The sequence below is a fragment of the Neobacillus sp. 204 genome (genome assembly GCF_046562815.1).
Classification (GTDB): Bacteria; Bacillota; Bacilli; order Bacillales; family Cytobacillaceae; genus Neobacillus.
Map to the genome: position 1 here is coordinate 356,349 of NZ_JBJORY010000003.1, position 18,450 is coordinate 374,798.

The window sequence follows — 18,450 nt, forward strand, 5'->3', positions numbered from 1 at the left end:
GGCACTGTCGGCCTTTCAGTGTGCCCTTCCAACTTCTTTTTTAACTTCTATGGGCACTGTCGACCTTTCAGCGTGCCTTTCCAACTCCTTTTTTACCTTCTATGGGCACTGTCAAACATTCAAAGAGCCCTTCGCCAAGTAATATCGACTAAATTAGAAATTTAATCACAGAAATAACGACAAATTTTTTTAAATGCCAGTTTTCATGTAACAACAAGAAGTAAATAAACGTTGTTAATGTTGAAAACAACTTGGCAGTGAAAGAAGGTGCAACAGCTTATGCCTGAACCTAAGAATTCTCAACCAGAAACCGGTAGGAACACAGATTCCATTGAAGAAATATGTTTTTTACGTGTTGGTAGAAATTGCATAAATTTCATGCTTAGGAACAAACTATCTTTAATCCAGTTTTTATCGGAGTGAACATTATGCACAATTCATATTGGTACTATGCATTACTTGTTTTAAGCATCAGTTTATTTTGTTTTATTCTAATCAAAAAAAGAAATACTCAATCACTATATCTATTATTAACGATGATAGGTGGAGCTTACATTGTTGAGACTTTTATCTATAATTTCTTAAGAAGTTATGATTATAATCCAAATTTTATCAAGTACAATAACTTTTATGACAACAATTTGGGAGCATTTGTCTCAAATGCTTTTTCTTTGCCGATCGCAGCCACCTTAATAGCTACATTCGGTTTAAATTGGATATGGATTGTCTTATTTTCAGGATTATTTGTGGGAATCGAATGGTTATTTTTAAAACTTCATATCTATTCTCATAATTGGTGGAGATTAGCATATACGGGACTCGGGCTCCCTTTTTATTTTGCTTCTGCTAAGATTTATTATAATTGGATTTTACAACCTTCTAAAGGATTCAAATATTTTTGGATTCTCTATTTAATAATCGGCTCAATCTCTGCCAGTGCACATGTTTTACCCATCATTTTTTTCTCAAATCGCATATACTCTCTTGGCTGGTTTGAAAATTCAAGTCGTGACTCAATTGCATTTGGTGCCATTTTCTATTTATGTGACAGTCTGTTTTATTATCTAATGACGAAACTTACCTTAAAAAGGAATTGGATTAAATATTTTCTCACTGGTTTCCTTATGTATGTGGTGAATCGAGTACTTATTGGAGTGGGAATCCTTCGTAGTCTAGTCTGGTGGGACCAACCTTACTATATCTGTTTATCGATACTGATCCTCCTGTTAGCAGGAATTATTGATAAAAGATTGTCTAAGCCACCGACGGTGAAAGGGTAAAAAATATTGACCTATTTAAGATGGTTGTCAATAACCACTATTGGCTACCGACACCTCTTCTTTTTCAGCCTTTCGGTAGCCAATAACCCCTCTTTTCTCACGCTCGGACGTTCGTCAATACACCATATTCTTAGCATTTTCCCCTGTATATTTAGATTTAAAGCTAATCCAATTCATTGGGTCCAAAAACTCTACTACTGATATCTGGGGTTTCCATCTTTTCTACCCTTTTCGCCAACGTCTCTCTCATGCCAGGTGCAAGTAATTCGCACTGGGAAAGTTCGCGTATTTCATCAAAGTTTTGTTGCTTCGCATGAATTACTTGATTACACTTTTGGATCGTCCACTGTGGAAATGGCCGTTCGAGCAAAGTAAGCGTCTGCCCTTTTTCGATATTCCCCTCTTTTAACACGCGAAAATACCAGCCCGTTCTCCCCGTATTTTGTAATAACAGCGCTAAGGTCTTGACTTTAAATCGGCGTGCTGGTTTCCAGCAGGGCTGTCTTGGCTGCGATATTTGGACGACCGCCTCACCAATCTGGAACGTGTCGCCTATCGAAATCATTTCCTCTGTTAGTTGTTCCATGACAAGATTCTCGCCCATTCCGCCGGCTGTAATCTCAGAAAACCCAAGTTCCTTTTGCCAATATGTATAATTTTCAATGGCATAAGCAAAAACGGCTTTTTCCGCCCCGCCATGATGTTCGGTATCCCATTGTCCATCGCCTGCCAAACCCGTTTTCCCCACCCAAACAGGTCCTTGGACCGGCTCTTTAAAAATGGCACTTGTCCATTCCCTTTCCATCGGATTCTTTGCCTCTTTCATTCCCACCGTTTTTGGCAAACCTATAAATACTTGTCTTAGAACAATACTCATTTTGATTCCCTCCTAAAAAATAAATGCCAATTTTTTCATCCATGCAACATTGCCTCTTCTTCATGAGCCTTATTAAATTGAGCTTTTTCGACATTATTTTTATTAAATTCGTTAAGAATAATTAATAAACCTTCTACCTTTGTCATTATCTCGTAAAAAAAGCGCTTGCAATTTTAAATATATATTCTATAATACTTGTATACAAGTATACTCGTATTAATTAAGAAGGTGAGACGATGAAAGAATCAAAGGAATTATTGTATCCCACAAAGTGGCTTTCAAAAGCCTCCGCAGGTGATCGTGTAACATGTGAGCTTAGGATGCAGATTATTTCTGGTTTAATTGAAAGCGGTACCACCCTATCTGAAAATAAATTAGCCGCAGATTTTGAAGTGAGTCGGTCACCGATTCGCGAAGCCTTAAAAACACTAGCGTCTGAAAATTTGATTCGTCTAGAAAGAATGGGTGCAATTGTTCTTGGATTATCAGACAAGGAAATTGAAGAAATTTATGATGTCCGCTTACTGATCGAAACATTTGTATTTGAACGGCTTGTAAAATTAGACACCAAAGAGTTAGTGAAAGAACTGAGTAAAATACTCGAAATGATGAAAATTGCCATAAAATATCATGACGCTGATGAGTTTTCATTTCAAGATGTTATATTCCATGAAACGATTATTCGAGCAATTAATCATTCCTACATCATGATGATTTGGAATAATGCAAAACCGGTAATGGAAGCATTCATTCTTTTATCAATGCGGGTCCGTTTCGAGAAAAACTACGAAGACTTTCCAAGGATTGTGGAAAATCATCAACTTTATATTGAAGCAATCGATACAAAAAATAGAGACCTCATGATTAAATCATTGCATCAAAATTTTGATGACGTTCAAGGGAAAGTAGAAGACCTTTGGAGGTCTCAACAAATGCTTTCTAAAGGAGTAGTGCAAGAATAATGACAAGCTATATGTTAGGGTTAGACATCGGAACGACAAGCACAAAAGCCGTTTTATTTAGTGAAAAAGGCGAAGTCATCCAACAAGAGAATATCGGTTACCCTCTCTACACACCTGATATTTCGACAGCTGAACAAGACCCAGAAGAGATTTTTTCAGCTGTTGTAAAAGCTATTTCGAATATCATGAAACAACACCCACAAAAAGAAATTTCGTTTATTTCTTTTAGTAGTGCAATGCATAGTCTCATTGCTATGGATGAAAATGATCAACCGCTGACGCCTTGTATCACGTGGGCAGATAATCGCAGTGAAGCTTGGACTCATAAAATAAAAGATGAATTAAATGGCCATGAAGTCTACAAACGGACAGGAACGCCGATTCATCCTATGTCACCATTAAGTAAGATTACTTGGATTGTGAATGAACATCCTGAAATAGCTGAAAAAGCGAAAAAATATATCGGGATCAAAGAATATATCTTTAAAAAGTTCTTTGACCAATACGTTGTCGATCATTCGCTTGCATCAGCTATGTGCATGATGGATCTCAAAAAACTTGATTGGGATCAGGAAGCATTAGAAATAGCCGGTATTTCGAGTGAGCAATTATCAAGACTCGTGCCAACGACAGAGATTTTCACCAACTGTAATCTTGAATTAGCAAAACAAATGGGGATTGATCCAGAAACTCCTTTTGTGATTGGTGCCAGTGATGGAGTCCTTTCCAATCTTGGCGTAAATGCGATTCGAAAAGGTGAGATTGCCGTCACAATTGGTACAAGCGGAGCGATTCGTACCATCATTGACCAGCCGCAAACCGACGAAAAGGGCCGAATCTTTTGCTACGCCTTAACAGAAAAACATTGGGTTATTGGCGGACCAGTTAACAATGGCGGGATGGTCTTCCGCTGGATCCGGGATGAATTTGCCGCTTCCGAGGTAGAAACCGCGAAAAGACTGGGCATTGATCCGTATGAAGTACTAACAAAAATAGCGGAAGGTGTTAGACCAGGAGCTGATGGATTGATATTCCATCCATACCTTGCAGGAGAACGTGCACCATTATGGAATCCAGATGTTCGTGGGTCATTTTTCGGCTTAACAATGGCGCACAAGAAAGAACATATGATTCGCGCTGCCCTTGAAGGTGTGATTTACAATTTATACACGGTATTTCTGGCTTTACTTGAATGCATGGAAGGGCCTGTAACCCGTATCCAAGCAACAGGCGGGTTCGCAAGGTCAGATGTATGGCGTCAAATGATGTCAGATATCTTTGACTTAGAAGTTGTTGTGCCCGAAAGCTATGAAAGTTCATGTCTGGGTGCTTGTATCTTAGGCCTTTATGCGACAGGAAAAATCGATTCGTTTGATGTTGTTTCTGAAATGATTGGAAGTACCCACAAACATACACCTAAAGAGGACGCAGCAAGAGAGTATAGAGAATTACTGCCAATCTTTATTAACTTATCGAGAGTATTAGAAGTAGATTATACACGGATTGCCAATTATCAAAGAGGATTAATTAATAAAAATATATAAATTTTTGGGGGAATTATCATGCCATTAGTTATAGTTGCATTAGGAATTATAGCATTACTGGTTTTAATCATGGGCCTTAAATTAAATACTTTTGTTTCACTAATCATTGTCTCATTCGGTGTGGCCATCGCACTTGGAATGAAATTAGACGAAATCATTGCAACAATTGAAGCTGGGTTAGGCGGAACACTTGGACATATAGCACTAATCTTTGGACTTGGTGCAATGTTGGGTAAATTAATTGCAGATTCAGGAGGCGCGCAGCGTATTGCGATGACTCTGGTTAATAAATTTGGCGAAAAAAACATTCAGTGGGCTGTAGTAGTAGCTTCATTCATTATTGGTATCGCTTTATTTTTTGAAGTAGGACTAGTTTTATTAATTCCAATTGTATTTGCGATTTCTAAACAACTAAAGGTTTCTATTCTTTATCTTGGTATTCCAATGGCAGCAGCTTTATCGGTAACACACGGATTTTTACCGCCGCATCCAGGACCAACCACCATTGCAGGTGAATATGGTGCAGATCTTGGGGAAGTATTACTTTACGGTTTCATTATTGCTATTCCAACTGTCTTTATAGCTGGACCATTATTTACAAAGCTAGCGAAAAAATTGGTTCCTGCATCATTTTCAAAAACTGGTAATATCGCCTCTTTAGGTGAACAAAAAACGTTCAAACTTGAAGACACACCTGGATTTGGAATCAGTGTATTTACTGCAATGCTTCCTGTAATTCTAATGTCAATCGCTACAATTATTACTTTGCTTCAAAAAACAATGGGATTTGCAGATAACACTTTACTTGCCATTATCCGATTTGTTGGCGGTGCATCCCCTGCCATGGTAATCTCTTTATTATTTGCTATTTATACAATGGGATTGGCAAGAAAGATTCCGATCAAAAATGTAATGGATTCTTGTACAGAAGCAATTACACACATCGGCATGATGCTCTTAATCATTGGGGGCGGCGGTGCCTTTAAACAAGTATTAATTAATGGCCATGTAGGGGACTATGTAGCTGAATTATTTAAAGGAACTTCTATCTCACCAATTTTACTAGCATGGATCATCGCAGCAATTTTACGTATTTCCTTAGGATCTGCTACTGTTGCAGCATTAACCACTGCTGGTTTAGTGATCCCGATGTTAGGTCAAACTGATGTTAACCTTGCTTTAGTTGTACTTGCAACAGGAGCAGGCAGCTTAATTGCCTCACATGTTAATGATGCTGGTTTCTGGATGTTCAAAGAGTATTTTGGTTTAAGCATGAAAGAAACATTCGCAACATGGACATTACTTGAGACGATTATTTCAGTAGCTGGATTAGGGTTCATTCTATTACTAAGTATATTTGTTTAAGATGAATATCCAACGGTGGGCGGTACAATGTATCCCCACTGTTGGTCGTTAGTTCAAGGCAGTATCCCCTCTTATGCTTAGGATCCGCTAAGGATGCATGCGGTGGATTTACTGCCCTTTCATATTTTTTTAAAGGAGAAGAATGTACAATGAACAATTCAATTGGTGTTATTGGTTTAGGAGTAATGGGCAGCAACATTGCCTTAAATATGGCTAATAAAGGTGAAAAAGTAGCGGTCTATAATTACACACGAGATTTAACAGATAGACTCTTACATAGAATTGAAAATCAATCAATCGATCCACACTACGACGTGCAAAGCTTTGTTCAGTCCTTGGAAACCCCTAGGAAGATCTTTCTTATGGTGACCGCTGGAGCAGCGATCGATTCCGTGATTTCCTCATTAGTTCCTTTTCTTGAGACTGGTGATATTATCATGGACGGCGGTAACTCTCATTACGAAGATACGGCCCGAAGATATGATGACTTGAAGTCTAAAGGAATTGATTATTTAGGGATTGGTATTTCTGGTGGAGAAGTTGGTGCTTTAAATGGACCTTCGATCATGCCAGGCGGAGATAGAGAAGTGTATGAAAAGGTAGCACCTATTCTTACGAAAATAGCTGCCCAAGTGGACGGGACCCCATGTTGTACGTATATTGGTCCAAAAGGTGCCGGACATTTTGTGAAAATGGTTCATAACGGGATTGAGTATGCGGATATGCAACTAATTACTGAGGCTTATTCCTTTTTAAGGGAGACGTTGCAATTATCTGTGAATGAAATTGCAGATGTCTTTGAAACTTGGAATCAGGGTGAGCTGAAAAGTTACCTCATCGAAATCACGGCGGAAATTTTAAAGAAAAAGGATGAAAAAACGGGCTTACCACTGATCGATGTCATCCTTGATAAAGTAGGGAATAAGGGCACAGGGAAATGGACAAGCATGCAAGCGATTGATAACGGGATTCCCCTATCCATTATTACGGAGTCATTGTTCTCCCGTTATGTATCTACTTTAAAAGAAGAGCGTGTCCTTGCAGATGAAATATTAGAAGGACCGGAAATGAATCAGCAGGATTTAGATAAAGATTTATGGATTGAATTCGTAAGACAAGCATTATATATGGGCAAAGTCTGTGCCTATGCCCAAGGGTTTACACAATATAAAATAACTTCTGACCTCTATGACTGGAACTTGCCATTAGAGGAGATTGCGCTAATTTTCCGCGGTGGCTGCATCATTCGTGCCGAGTTTTTAAATGTTATTAGTGAAGCCTATCAGACCCAAGCCAATCTAAAGAATTTATTAATCGCACCATTTTTCGCCGGAAAAGTTAAAGAGTATCAATCGGGTCTAAGGAAAATCGTATGCGAGGGTATTAATTCCGGTATCTCATTTCCATGCTTAAGCACTTCACTTTCTTACTTTGACAGTTACCGGAAAGGCAATTCAAATGCAAGCCTTTTACAGGCACAACGTGATTATTTCGGTGCCCATACGTATGAGCGAAAAGATATCGAAGGAGTCTTTCATACAGACTGGAACTAAATATCCTTTTATCAATCATAAAAGTCCTATACTCAGAATTGAGTATAGGACTTTGTTCTAATTTTGCATAGAGTAAAAATAGAATGAAACGAATAATTACTATTTGAGGATCATTATGGAACTCACTCTTTATTTAGCTCGATAGTCAGCTGTTTAATAGCTTCCATCACTTCTTTGAGATTTTCTTCATGATTCATTTCATTTCTAGCGTGCAATAATACGGGCCTGACCGATTCCACAGACCGTCCAAATTGGTACATCCACTCATAGCGTGGGACCATCCAGGTGTGAAAATGATGAGTGGTATCTTCATTGTAAAAATAATAAACATATTCAATTCCGAGGACTTCCCTTTGTGCTTTTCTTATTTTGGCGAGTATATTTATGTAATCTGCCTTCTCTACTTCCGTTAGTTCATCGAGACATTTAATATGCCGTTTGGACGCAACAATCATTAATCCTTTAATGGGATAGGCCACGTCTTGATGAGCATGGAAATGTTCAGTCTCAAGGACGACACCTCCATCAGGCTCAATCAAACCACTTGTTAAGGCGCAGCTTAAACATTCCACCTCGACTGTATTTCCATTTGATAAAGTGATTTTTCTCAATGATACTCCCCCTGTAAAAATTATATAAGATTACTAAAAGAATCTTATATAATTTTTACCAATATTACTATAAAGAACGTAATATTAAATAGAATAATCCTGAGGGATAAAAACCTTTAATTGTTTAGGCTTTACAAACACTTCTTCCCCTGTTTTTAGATTGAGGCTTCGAAATTGCTCTTTTCTTAGCTCCACTTCTAGGTACTCGCCATTATCTTTCCGAATCAGTTCAAGTTGGACAGCAGCTCCGACTTGGTGAATATAATTAATCTTTGCAGAAACTGAATCAAGGCTTGCTTCTCTTTCAATACTTATATCATGCGGGCGAACGTACCCTACTGCTTCTGTATTCTCTGTCCCCGAAAATTCCGGGGCATCTACTTCAAAATTACCATGCCGTAATTTCCCCTTATGCAGACGCCCTTTAAACAAATTTACATTTCCTAAAAAATGATAGACAAAAGGACTGTTGGGATTTTCATACACCTCTTCTGGCGTGCCGATTTGCTCAATCTTCCCCTCATTCATCACAACTACTCGGTCGGCTACATCTAGCGCCTCTTCTTGGTCATGGGTCACAAAAATGCTCGTAATCTGGTAATCATCATGAAGTTTTCTCAACCATCTGCGAAGGTCTTTCCGAACCTTGGCATCTAAAGCACCAAACGGTTCATCTAACAACAGCACCTTGGGTTCAACCGCCAATGCCCGTGCTAATGCGACCCGCTGTCGTTGCCCTCCTGACAAATGAGATGGATACCTATCCGCAAAGGCCTCTAGTTTTACTAGCTTTAGTAATTCGATAACTTTTTCTTTTATTTCGTTTTTAGAAGGACGGGTTTTTCTTGGCCGGACTTTTAATCCATAAGCAACATTTTCAAAAACAGTCATATGACGAAACAAGGCATAATGCTGAAATACAAATCCTACTTTCCGTTCCTTTGTACTGATATGAGTGATGTCTTCTTCCCCAAACAGAATGGCCCCTTGGTTGGCTGCTTCTAAACCTGCGATAATCCTGAGCAGCGATGTTTTCCCAGAACCGGACGGACCAAGCAGGGCAACGAGTTCCCCCGTTTGTATATCAAGATTGATTTGGTCAAGAGCTTGAAAGTTTCCAAATGATTTTGAGATATTTTGGATTTGAATACTCATCTTAGTGTGCTCCTTCTTCAGATTCAAATGACTTTCTGGCTTTCCATTCAATCACATTTTTTACAATGAGAGTGATAATGGCGAACAATGACATTAAGGAAGCAACCGCGAAGGCGGCGGAAAATTGATATTCATTGTATAAAATCTCGATATGGAGCGGCATCGTATTGGTCAATCCGCGGATATGTCCCGAAACAACCGAAACGGCTCCAAACTCCCCAATTGCGCGAGCACTGCAGAGGATAATCCCATATAATAGTCCCCATTTTATATTAGGCAAAGTCACCAAAAGGAATGTCTTCCAGCCGCTTGCCCCCAGCGTCAAAGAAGCTTCCTCATCGGCCGTCCCCTGAGTTTGCATTAATGGGATCAGTTCACGGGCGACAAAGGGCAGCGTTACTAAAAGTGTAGCCAAAGCGATTCCAGGTACCGCAAAGATTATTTTGATATTATGATCGATTAACCATTGTCCAAATAAGCCATGTGCACTAAATAATAGAACAAACACCAATCCCGCAATCACTGGCGAGATGGCAAAAGGCAAATCAATAATCGTAATTAATAGACTTTTCCCCTTAAAATTGAACTTGGTAACGGCCCAAGCAGCTGCCACACCAAAGATGGCATTAAGCGGTACCGTAATCAAGGTTATGATCAAGGTTAACTTGATTGCCGATAATGCATCTGGATTGCTAATCGCCTTTAGAAAAACTGCTGCACCTTTATCAAAGGCTTTTATAAAAATGGCCACCAGTGGTATCACTAAAAATAGACCTAAAAATGCTAATGCCAGTGTGATTAGTAACCAGCGGACAAGGCGAGGCTCTGAATTGTGTGCTGTCGTTAGAGGCCTTGTACTTGTTGAATATTGTATTGGAACATTTCCTGCCATAGGTACCTCCTTCTGGACTTAAATTTATATCCTCTTTTTTAGAAGAGTCAGTATTGGTTCTTAGCAAAAAATATTGTTGCTAATTTTGATTTCGCTGATATATGACTTAGTTTCGCTGATAAAAGGTCAGATCCGGCTGATAAGTTATATAAGCTACCTGATAAGGTGTAATTTTACACTAGTAAAAACAACAATTTTGATGCAATCAGCCAATTTTTCAAATATTTCGCTTTGTTACAGATGTTTGTTTGCGGAACTATCTAATTTGTTTGCGAAACCAGGTGGTTTGTTTGCGAAACTATCTGGTTTGTTTGCGAAACCAGGTGGTTTGTTTGCGAAACTATCTAGTTTGTTTGCGAAACCAGGTGGTTTGTTTGCGGAACAATCTAGTTTGTTTGCATAAACTATCTAGTTTGTTTGCGGAACTATCTGGTTTGTTTGCGAACCTATCTGGTTTGTTTGCGAACCTATCTGGTTTGTTTGCGAACCTATCTAGTTTGTTTGTAAAACCAGGTAGTTTGTTTGCGGAACTATCTAATTTGTTTGCGAAACTATCTAGTTTGTTTGCGGAACCAGGTAGTTTGTTTGCGAAACCAGGTGGTTTGTTTGCGAAACAGAGAAAACCTCTTCCAAAACACTAATCTCTAAATAAATTTCCGATTCGTCCACCACTGCAATACGTTAATAATAAGAAGAATCGTGAAGGAAAAAATCAGCATTACTGCCGCAATCGCCGTAGCTCCAGCGTAATCATATTGTTCTAGCTTCGTCATGATTAGTAGTGGAGTTATCTCTGTCCGCATCGGCATATTCCCTGCAATGAAGACAACCGAGCCGTATTCCCCGAGGGCACGAGCAAAGGCGAGCGCGAAACCTGTTAACGCAGCCGGCATTAATTCTGGAAAAATTACTTTTACAAACGTTTGCGAACGGTTTGCCCCTAAACTTGCCGAAGCTTCTTCTATTTCTTTATCCAAGCTTTGCAGGACGGGCTGGACGGTCCGTACCACAAAGGGCAGTCCAATAAAAGTTAATGCTAGCGTAATCCCGAGCGGAGTAAACGCCACCTTAAAACTTAAAAACTGCCCAACCCAGCCATTTTCCGTATACAACGTCGTTAAGGCAATCCCGGCAATTGCTGTTGGTAAAGCAAACGGCAAATCAACTAGTCCATCGATGATTTTTCGACCAGGAAACGGATATCGGACCAGCACCCACGCGATTAGCACACCAAAAATAACATTAATAAACGCCGCTGAAAAGGCTGAACCAAAGCTCAATTTATAGGAGGCTACCACCCTCGGATCTGAAATCGTCCCCCAAATTTTTGACCACTCAACAGTCACAGAATTAATAAAGATCATCGATAATGGCAGAATGACAAGAATGCTTATATAAAACATCGTAAACCCTAACGAAAGACCGAATCCCGGCAGCACACTATTTCTTTTCATTTTCATACTTGCTAAACGAGCCATGAGGTTGACCCCTTCCAGATAAGATACATGTTGGGCGCCCCTCATCACTCTTGATGGAGGACACCCGTCTAACTGAACTACTTGTTAAGGCTGGTAAATCTGATCAAACGTCCCGCCATCATTAAAGTGCGTCTCTTGTGCTTTTTTCCACCCGCCAAAATCATCGTCAATCGTCACAAGATTAATTTTTGGAAAGACATCTGCATATTTATCAAGAATCGCTTGATTGCGCGGACGATAATAATTCTTAGCGATAATTTCCTGTCCAACATCACTGTATAAATAGTTCAAATAGGCCTCAGCTACCTCTTTTGTTCCCTTTTTCTCGACAATCTTATCCACCACGGCAACCGGTGGTTCGGCAAGAATACTGATCGATGGGACAACAATCTCAAACTTGTCTTTTCCTAATTCATTGAGGGTCAAGAAGGCCTCGTTCTCCCAAGCAATCAAGACATCCCCAATGCCTCGTTCCACGAAAGTAGTGGTTGCCCCGCGTGCACCAGAATCTAATACTTCTACATTTTTATACAATTGACTCATAAATTTCTTAATCTTCGTTTCATCACCATTAAATTTATCTTTTGCATAGGCCCAAGCTGCTAAGTAGTTCCAGCGGGCTCCGCCTGACGTCTTCGGATTTGGGGTTATAACGGAAGTGCCCTTTTTCGTTAAATCGTCCCAATCCTTAATTCCTTTGGGATTCCCCTTTTTAACTAGAAACACAATCGTCGACGTATAGGGTGTTGAGTTATCCTTTAGGTTCTTTTGCCAGTCCTTTGATAGTAGGCCGCCAATATTAGCAATTTCATCAATGTCATAGGCCAATGCCAATGTCACTACATCTGCCTCAAGCCCATCAATAACAGCACGACCTTGTTTCCCGGATCCACCATGTGATTGTTGAATGGTCACCTTCTGCCCTGTTTTATTTTCCCAATACTTAGCGAATTCCCCGTTAAATTCTTCATAAAGCTCCCGGGTAGGGTCATATGAGACATTTAATAATTGGACAGGTTCCTTTGTTTTTGACGCTTCTTGATTGGCTCCTCCATCCTTTTTCTCAGAGCTTTGATTACTAGCCTGACTGCCGCATCCGGCCAAAATAAGAGCGATAAGAATGAGTACGGTTGTGAATTTGTAGGCTATTTTCATTTGTTATTTCCTCCTTATTTTTAAACAAGAGGCTGTGTTAAACTTGTCTGTTGATTTCCGCTCCAATCAGCAGGGTAGCAAAATCAATAAGAACCTTTAACACAGCCAAACAAAAAAGGCTACCTATTTTTAGTACTATCTCATAAAGAATAAGTGTCTGCATTTCGGTCTTAAGATAAGACCAAAATCAGAAATACTCATCCTTCGGATAGTCTAGAAAATAAGTAGCCTTCAGTTGACTGATCGGCTATTTTTTTAATGTGGTCACTTTTGTTCTTTAGAAGCGTACTTTTTTTGTTGTGTAAATCTAGTTTTCTCTGTTTTATCGATTTGGGTGATAGTTCCGTCATGAACGGTTATAACCACAGAACCATACTCGATCCCTTTAAGTAAAGATAGAATATAATTTGCTTTAGCTGAATCCACGATTGCCATCGAATCATCCTCTCTTAATCTCTTCATTTCACATAAGAATACTTGGTTTTATAATTAAAAAAAGACTCTGGATTTGATGACTGACAACAATGCGGACAACACTTACTAATCGGGTAATTCATGATCAGTCCCCCTTCTAATAAAAAAACTTACACCCCTACCTAACTAAGAGTATAAGCCTTTGGTTATCCAATCAGCTTGATATTCATTTAATCTCTCGCTCTAAATCTCATTGAATTATTTACATTTTATTCTGACTTTTCCTACCTGTCAAGTGGGTTTTAATGAATTATCTGTTTGGATCCAGATTTCCTTCAAAAGTAAGTCGATGGATTGAAACATAGAAAAAAAGACATCTCCCCTGAAGAAGATGTCCTTTTAACCACTATTAAGCAACCTTTTGTTCCTGATAATTTTTAATCTTATGGCCTTCCCACTTGGTAATAACAATAGCTGCCAAAGAGTTACCGACAATGTTCACACATGTACGTGCCATATCAAGGATTCGGTCAATACCAGCAATAAATGCTAGACCTTCTACAGGGATTCCCACACTTCCTAATGTTGCAAGAAGTACAACAAACGAAACGCCTGGAACTCCGGCAATTCCTTTAGAGGTTAACATTAATACAAGCACTAAGGTAATTTGGTCCATAATACTCATATCAATGCCATACATTTGTGCAATAAACAACGCTGCTATCGCTTGGTAAAGTGTCGATCCATCAAGATTAAAGGAATATCCCGTTGGAATAACAAACGATGTAATGGCCTTAGGACAACCCAGTTTCTCCATTTTTTCCATAATTCTCGGAAGGACCGTTTCAGAACTTGCTGTTGTATAGCCTAAAATTAATTCGTCTTTTAAATATTTAATGAGATGGATAATGTTAAATCCAACAAGTTTTGCTGTTAATCCAAGGACGACAAGAATGAAGAAAAACATAGCTCCGTATACAACAAGAACCAATTTTCCCAGTGGAATTAATGATGTGACTCCAAATTTTGAAACAGTAACACCAATTAATGCAAACACACCAAATGGAGCTAGTTTCATGATTTGGTTGGTAACATAGAACATCGCATCCGCTGTTCCTCGGAAGAAATTGATGATTGGGGTCCCCTTCTCTCCAATCGCAGCTACTCCAAGTCCAAACATAACGGAGAAGAAGATGATTGGCAGCATTTCCCCGTTTGCGATTGACTGAATGATATTCGTAGGAACAATATTTACAACAGTATCAATCATTGAATGTGATTCTGTTTGTTCCGCCGTGCTTACATAACTGTTAATATCTGTTTTCACAAGTTTCGATTTATCTACGCCAGCTCCCGGGTGAAACACGTTTGCCGCAAGAAGTCCGACGAAAATCGCAATAGTAGTAATGATTTCAAAATATAGCAGGGTTTTTCCGCCAAGCTTTCCTAGAGACTTCATATCACCAACGCCTGCAACACCAACAATCAGACTGGAAATAACAATTGGAACAACAATCATTTTAATTAAACGAATAAATATATCGCCAATTGGCTGGAGGTAACTTGCCACATGTGGATTACCATAAAACACTGCACCAACAATAATACCGAGTGCCAGCCCAATGAAAATCTGCCATGCTAAACTAATCTTCTTCATTTGCATTTCTCCTTTTCTATCTTAATAAAAGCTGATTACACAGAGGGGTCAACTAAAAAGTAAAATCTTTGTAAATTTGTTAATAAAATGATAATTTTTCTCAACTATACAGCACTTTATTAATTTTAATGATTTTTCACTCTTTTAACAACCTATTTTTATTGGGAAATACTTTCATTTCAAATTTCAGAATAATAATAATCCTTTTTCTCCAAGACTTCATACCTATTATTTGATTAGTTTTTACATTCAAAATCTCTGCCATTAGATAGACATATTTACGATTATTACCTTCAAAAGAATTATTATATTGATAATATTGTTTAACTAGAAGAGCAACTGAAAAGTATCCTAAAATAAAAAGATGGAGTAGGTTTCTAACCCCTACTCCATCTACAACCTATTTCAAAAACGTTAACACTTTTTTCACCGCTGTTTCTCCTTGGTCAATACAGTCCGGAATACCTACACCTTCATAAGAGCCTCCAGCTAAAAATACTCCTGGCAGTTCCTTAGCAAGCGATTCCTTTATATACTTCATCCGTTCAATATGGCCGACATTGTATTGAGGCATAGCCCTTTTCCATCTTGTAATGATATGAAACAATGGCTTTTCGGTTATGTTCATGGTTTTAGTTAAATCCTTTAAGGCAAGATTCATAATCTCTTCATCGGATAAATCCACCGCAGCTTGATCATCTGGTTTCCCCACATAACAACGTAATAATGCCATATCCTTCGGTGTCGTCCCAGGCCACTTTTTATGAGTCCAGGTGCATGCTGTTATTCTAAAGTCACTGTTTCTTGACACTAAAAAGCCTGTTCCCTCAATATCCTGTTTAATTGCTGACTTAGGAAAAGCCATCGCCACGTTTGCTACAGAATAAGACGGCATATCATCAAAGGAATGCATGAATGGATAATCAGAAAGCATCTTTTGGGCATGGAAATGTTCCGTTGCAATGACTACACAGTCCGCCTTTTCTACCTTTCCATCTGCGAAGGTAATCGTATAGGTATTATGTTCTTTGACTATCTTTTCCACGGGCGTTCCTTTACTAACAGTTCCCTCATCCATCCGCTTGACGACTTCGTTAACTAACGACTCGAGACCGGTAGATAAGGAAATAAACATGCCTTTTTTAGATGGTTCTTTTTTTGCCGATTTTGGCGGAGCCGGCATCGTTTTTTTCAAGCCAAGTACTAGGCTTCGATGTTTTTGCTCCATCTGATAGAACATCGGAAACAACGACATTAAGCTTAACCGGTCAATGTCCCCTGCATATATCCCTGACAAAAGTGGATCGATTAAGTTATCCACGATTTCATCGCCAAGCCTTCTGCGGAAAAACTCACCAAGCGACTGATCGGATTTTTCTTTTCCTTTTGGTAAAATAAAATCACCAGCAGCCCGTAGTTTTCCTAGTGGAGAAAATAGTCCCGAGAGCGCAAATGGAGTCACCTGAGTTGGAATCCCCATAAAAGCTCCCTCGGGCATCGAGTGGATCTTTCCTCGAGCGTAAATATAAGATTTCCCAGCTGTATTAGAGACCACTTTGTCCTCAAGACCGACTTCTTTAATCAGTTTAAGCGCACTCGCTTTTCGGGCCAAAATGGAATCGGGACCTTTTTCAATAATAAAGCCGTCCTTTTTTGCCGTCTGAATCACACCGCCAAATCGGTCACTCGCCTCAAATAGTTTAACTTCAAGCGGCGATGCTTGCTCCTTGATTTCCTTTTGCAGGTAATAGGCGGTTGCTAACCCCGTAATCCCTCCACCGATAATGACAACTTTCTTTTTATCCATTGTAGAAACCAGCTCCAGTAAATGATTTTTATCCAAAAATTCTCAGTTGAATGAAAGTTAGTTTGTTCATAATTTCACATATATATTTTTTTTATAAAGGAGAGTGCCATCCATTCTCCTCCAATGTACATTGTAAACTATTTAAAGATGAAAAAGTGAAGATTTACAAGTTGTACTAAAATGTTCACGAAGTATTAGCCTAGCTATCAATGAATAGCCTTGTTATAAGGGAGGGATAGAAATGGGGTATTATGTAAAAGTTGCGACTGGAGTGAATATTTATGTAGAAGACATTAATCCCAAAAGTAAAAAGACCATCCTCTTTGTTCATGGCTGGCCGGCTAATCATAAATTATTTGAATATCAGTTTAATGTCCTTCCTGCTATGGGGTATCGGTGTATAGGGATAGATCTTAGGGGATTTGGCAAGTCGGATAAGCCTTGGGAAGGGTATTCCTACGACAAGCTGGCCGACGATATTCGCCAAATTGTTAAAGCACTTCGTTTACAGAATTTCACGCTGGCTGGACATTCTGTCGGTGGAGCGATTGTTATCAGGTATATGGGACGCCATAATGGCTATGGTGTTTCGAAATTGGCCCTTTTTGGTGCAGCGGCTCCTAGTTTTATTAAGCGGCCCGGCTTCCCTTTTGGGTTAGAGGAAGAAGCGGTCAATGCCCTACTTGGGCAGATTTATAACGATCGTCCAGAAATGCTTGCTGACTTCTCAAACATGTTCTTTTATCAAGCCATCACTAAACCTTTTTCAGACTGGTTCTTTCAATTAGGCCTTGAAGCTGCAGGTCATTCTACAGCAGGTTTGCTTGCTTCCTTACGAGATGAAATCTTATTCGCTGATATCAAGAGAATTCAAGTACCAACATTAATTCTGCATGGGAAACATGATCAAATTTGTTTGCCACCGCTGGCTTCCGTCCTACATCAAGGAATAATGACATCTAAGCTGGTTTGGTTTGAACATAGCGGTCACGGATTGTTCTGGGAAGAGCAGAAAAAGTTTACAGAGGAATTGGCCAACTTCGTTGGGTAGAATTAGAATGAACACACGCTTTCCTCATTTTCCGTGCGGGCTCCTTTTTTCTCCTTTTGATCAATGAAACGTTCTTTCATTTACCGAGCAAGCTCCTTTTTTCTCCCTTCGGTAATTGGGACACTCTTTCATTTACCGAAGGGCTTCTTTTTTTCTCTTTTCGGTCAATGGAACGTTCTTTAATTTATCTCAACCTCTTTAAGACAAATCCCTGGCCGCTTTACGAATTTGGATAGGTTTTTTGCAAAAATTCGACCGACACGGTAATGAGTTCTTTTAAGACAGAGACATCGATATCGGCTACTTTATTGATATACACACACCCTTTTCCAGTCGTATGTTTCCCAAAGTTCTTGAGCAATTCCTCACGCTTAGTCTCTCCCGGAGCAAAATACAAACTAATTTTTGCTTTGCGCGGCGAAAAGCCAACGAAATGAGCATCTCCTTCGTGACCGGATTCATATTTATAATGATAGGATCCGAAACCAATAATACTTGGACCCCACATCTTTGCCTCATATCCTGTTGTTTCTGTAAAAATATCTATTAATTTATACGCATCCTCGCGTTTTTTCGGGTTGTCGACGTTTTCAATAAACTCAATCACACTGTTATCTGTCTCTTTTGTTTTTTGTTGATAGCTCATTTT

18 protein-coding genes are annotated in these 18,450 nt (G+C 39.2%); 8 read left to right on the forward strand and 10 right to left on the reverse strand.

Annotated features, from left to right (window positions below):
- Positions 1 to 428: 428 nt before the first annotated feature.
- Positions 429 to 1,280, forward strand: coding sequence for a hypothetical protein (locus ACJ004_RS08925; protein ID WP_410892552.1), 852 nt, complete (start codon positions 429 to 431; stop codon positions 1,278 to 1,280).
- Positions 1,281 to 1,443: 163 nt separating this feature from the next.
- Here the strand turns inward: ACJ004_RS08925 and ACJ004_RS08930 are convergent, their stop codons facing one another.
- A complete protein-coding gene (locus tag ACJ004_RS08930) occupies positions 1,444 to 2,157 on the reverse strand; it encodes an MOSC domain-containing protein (RefSeq protein ID WP_410892553.1) in 714 nt (237 codons plus the stop codon).
- A 236-nt stretch (positions 2,158 to 2,393) separates the two neighbouring features.
- Between ACJ004_RS08930 and ACJ004_RS08935 the strand changes: the two genes are divergently transcribed.
- From ACJ004_RS08935 to gnd, 4 genes are all read left to right on the forward strand, one after another.
- Positions 2,394 to 3,119, forward strand: a complete 726-nt coding sequence (locus ACJ004_RS08935) for a GntR family transcriptional regulator (protein WP_410892554.1) — start codon at positions 2,394 to 2,396, stop codon at positions 3,117 to 3,119.
- Complete coding sequence (gntK, locus tag ACJ004_RS08940) at positions 3,119 to 4,663, forward strand: gluconokinase (RefSeq protein WP_410892555.1); 1,545 nt, start codon at positions 3,119 to 3,121, stop codon at positions 4,661 to 4,663. Before ACJ004_RS08935 ends, gntK begins: the two co-directional genes overlap by 1 nt.
- An 18-nt stretch (positions 4,664 to 4,681) precedes the next feature.
- Entirely contained in the window at positions 4,682 to 6,028 is a 1,347-nt protein-coding gene (locus ACJ004_RS08945) for a GntP family permease (protein ID WP_410892556.1), read from the forward strand.
- 149 nt (positions 6,029 to 6,177) lie between these two features.
- On the forward strand, positions 6,178 to 7,581 hold the full coding sequence (gene gnd / locus ACJ004_RS08950) for a decarboxylating NADP(+)-dependent phosphogluconate dehydrogenase (protein ID WP_410892557.1): 1,404 nt from the start codon (positions 6,178 to 6,180) through the stop codon (positions 7,579 to 7,581).
- A gap of 122 nt (positions 7,582 to 7,703) precedes the next feature.
- Here the strand turns inward: gnd and ACJ004_RS08955 are convergent, their stop codons facing one another.
- The 3 genes from ACJ004_RS08955 to cysW form a co-directional block, all read right to left on the reverse strand.
- Positions 7,704 to 8,192 carry an HIT family protein gene (locus ACJ004_RS08955; protein ID WP_410892558.1) on the reverse strand — a complete coding sequence of 163 codons (489 nt, stop codon included), beginning with the start codon at positions 8,190 to 8,192 and terminating at the stop codon, positions 7,704 to 7,706.
- An 84-nt stretch (positions 8,193 to 8,276) separates the two neighbouring features.
- Positions 8,277 to 9,347 carry a sulfate/molybdate ABC transporter ATP-binding protein gene (locus ACJ004_RS08960; protein ID WP_410892559.1) on the reverse strand — a complete coding sequence of 357 codons (1,071 nt, stop codon included), beginning with the start codon at positions 9,345 to 9,347 and terminating at the stop codon, positions 8,277 to 8,279.
- Between the two features lies 1 nt (position 9,348).
- Positions 9,349 to 10,239, reverse strand: a complete 891-nt coding sequence (cysW, locus tag ACJ004_RS08965; protein ID WP_410892560.1) for a sulfate ABC transporter permease subunit CysW — start codon at positions 10,237 to 10,239, stop codon at positions 9,349 to 9,351.
- 265 nt (positions 10,240 to 10,504) lie between these two features.
- On the opposite strand from cysW, the gene ACJ004_RS08970 reads away from it, so the two are divergent.
- Together ACJ004_RS08970 and ACJ004_RS08975 are read left to right on the forward strand one after the other, a co-directional pair.
- On the forward strand, positions 10,505 to 10,642 hold the full coding sequence (locus ACJ004_RS08970) for a hypothetical protein (RefSeq protein ID WP_410892561.1): 138 nt from the start codon (positions 10,505 to 10,507) through the stop codon (positions 10,640 to 10,642).
- On the forward strand, positions 10,614 to 10,880 hold the full coding sequence (locus ACJ004_RS08975) for a hypothetical protein (protein WP_410892562.1): 267 nt from the start codon (positions 10,614 to 10,616) through the stop codon (positions 10,878 to 10,880). Before ACJ004_RS08970 ends, ACJ004_RS08975 begins: the two co-directional genes overlap by 29 nt.
- Before the next feature lie 3 nt (positions 10,881 to 10,883).
- On the opposite strand, the gene cysT is transcribed toward ACJ004_RS08975, so the two are convergent.
- The 5 genes from cysT to hemY form a co-directional block, all read right to left on the reverse strand.
- A complete protein-coding gene (cysT, locus tag ACJ004_RS08980) occupies positions 10,884 to 11,717 on the reverse strand; it encodes a sulfate ABC transporter permease subunit CysT (RefSeq protein WP_410892563.1) in 834 nt (277 codons plus the stop codon).
- Between the two features lie 84 nt (positions 11,718 to 11,801).
- Positions 11,802 to 12,872, reverse strand: a complete 1,071-nt coding sequence (locus ACJ004_RS08985; protein ID WP_410892564.1) for a sulfate ABC transporter substrate-binding protein — start codon at positions 12,870 to 12,872, stop codon at positions 11,802 to 11,804.
- 264 nt (positions 12,873 to 13,136) lie between these two features.
- The gene (locus tag ACJ004_RS08990) at positions 13,137 to 13,307 is read right to left on the reverse strand and encodes a YezD family protein (RefSeq protein ID WP_410892655.1); all 171 of its coding nucleotides are present in this window, start codon (positions 13,305 to 13,307) and stop codon (positions 13,137 to 13,139) included.
- A gap of 388 nt (positions 13,308 to 13,695) precedes the next feature.
- Positions 13,696 to 14,943, reverse strand: a complete 1,248-nt coding sequence (locus tag ACJ004_RS08995) for a cation:dicarboxylate symporter family transporter (protein WP_410892565.1) — start codon at positions 14,941 to 14,943, stop codon at positions 13,696 to 13,698.
- 400 nt (positions 14,944 to 15,343) lie between these two features.
- Positions 15,344 to 16,750 (reverse strand): protoporphyrinogen oxidase, encoded by a 1,407-nt coding sequence (gene hemY, locus ACJ004_RS09000; protein ID WP_410892566.1) that lies wholly within the window; start codon positions 16,748 to 16,750, stop codon positions 15,344 to 15,346.
- 241 nt (positions 16,751 to 16,991) lie between these two features.
- On the opposite strand from hemY, the gene ACJ004_RS09005 reads away from it, so the two are divergent.
- Positions 16,992 to 17,801, forward strand: a complete 810-nt coding sequence (locus tag ACJ004_RS09005) for an alpha/beta fold hydrolase (RefSeq protein ID WP_410892567.1) — start codon at positions 16,992 to 16,994, stop codon at positions 17,799 to 17,801.
- A 220-nt stretch (positions 17,802 to 18,021) separates the two neighbouring features.
- Here the strand turns inward: ACJ004_RS09005 and ACJ004_RS09010 are convergent, their stop codons facing one another.
- Entirely contained in the window at positions 18,022 to 18,447 is a 426-nt protein-coding gene (locus tag ACJ004_RS09010) for a DUF1801 domain-containing protein (RefSeq protein WP_410892568.1), read from the reverse strand.
- Between the last annotated feature and the right edge of the window lie 3 nt (positions 18,448 to 18,450).

Bases quoted from the DNA above. Each gene is read 5' to 3' on its own strand.
- ACJ004_RS08925 (WP_410892552.1), top strand. From the start codon at position 429: ATGCACAATTCATATTGGTACTATGCATTACTTGTTTTAAGCATCAGT.
- ACJ004_RS08930 (WP_410892553.1), bottom strand. From the start codon at position 2,157: ATGAGTATTGTTCTAAGACAAGTATTTATAGGTTTGCCAAAAACGGTG.
- ACJ004_RS08935 (WP_410892554.1), top strand. From the start codon at position 2,394: ATGAAAGAATCAAAGGAATTATTGTATCCCACAAAGTGGCTTTCAAAA.
- gntK (WP_410892555.1), top strand. From the start codon at position 3,119: ATGACAAGCTATATGTTAGGGTTAGACATCGGAACGACAAGCACAAAA.
- ACJ004_RS08945 (WP_410892556.1), top strand. From the start codon at position 4,682: ATGCCATTAGTTATAGTTGCATTAGGAATTATAGCATTACTGGTTTTA.
- gnd (WP_410892557.1), top strand. From the start codon at position 6,178: ATGAACAATTCAATTGGTGTTATTGGTTTAGGAGTAATGGGCAGCAAC.
- ACJ004_RS08960 (WP_410892559.1), bottom strand. From the start codon at position 9,347: ATGAGTATTCAAATCCAAAATATCTCAAAATCATTTGGAAACTTTCAA.
- cysW (WP_410892560.1), bottom strand. From the start codon at position 10,239: ATGGCAGGAAATGTTCCAATACAATATTCAACAAGTACAAGGCCTCTA.
- cysT (WP_410892563.1), bottom strand. From the start codon at position 11,717: ATGGCTCGTTTAGCAAGTATGAAAATGAAAAGAAATAGTGTGCTGCCG.
- ACJ004_RS08985 (WP_410892564.1), bottom strand. From the start codon at position 12,872: ATGAAAATAGCCTACAAATTCACAACCGTACTCATTCTTATCGCTCTT.
- ACJ004_RS08990 (WP_410892655.1), bottom strand. From the start codon at position 13,307: ATGGCAATCGTGGATTCAGCTAAAGCAAATTATATTCTATCTTTACTT.
- ACJ004_RS08995 (WP_410892565.1), bottom strand. From the start codon at position 14,943: ATGAAGAAGATTAGTTTAGCATGGCAGATTTTCATTGGGCTGGCACTC.
- hemY (WP_410892566.1), bottom strand. From the start codon at position 16,750: ATGGATAAAAAGAAAGTTGTCATTATCGGTGGAGGGATTACGGGGTTA.
- ACJ004_RS09005 (WP_410892567.1), top strand. From the start codon at position 16,992: ATGGGGTATTATGTAAAAGTTGCGACTGGAGTGAATATTTATGTAGAA.
- ACJ004_RS09010 (WP_410892568.1), bottom strand. From the start codon at position 18,447: ATGAGCTATCAACAAAAAACAAAAGAGACAGATAACAGTGTGATTGAG.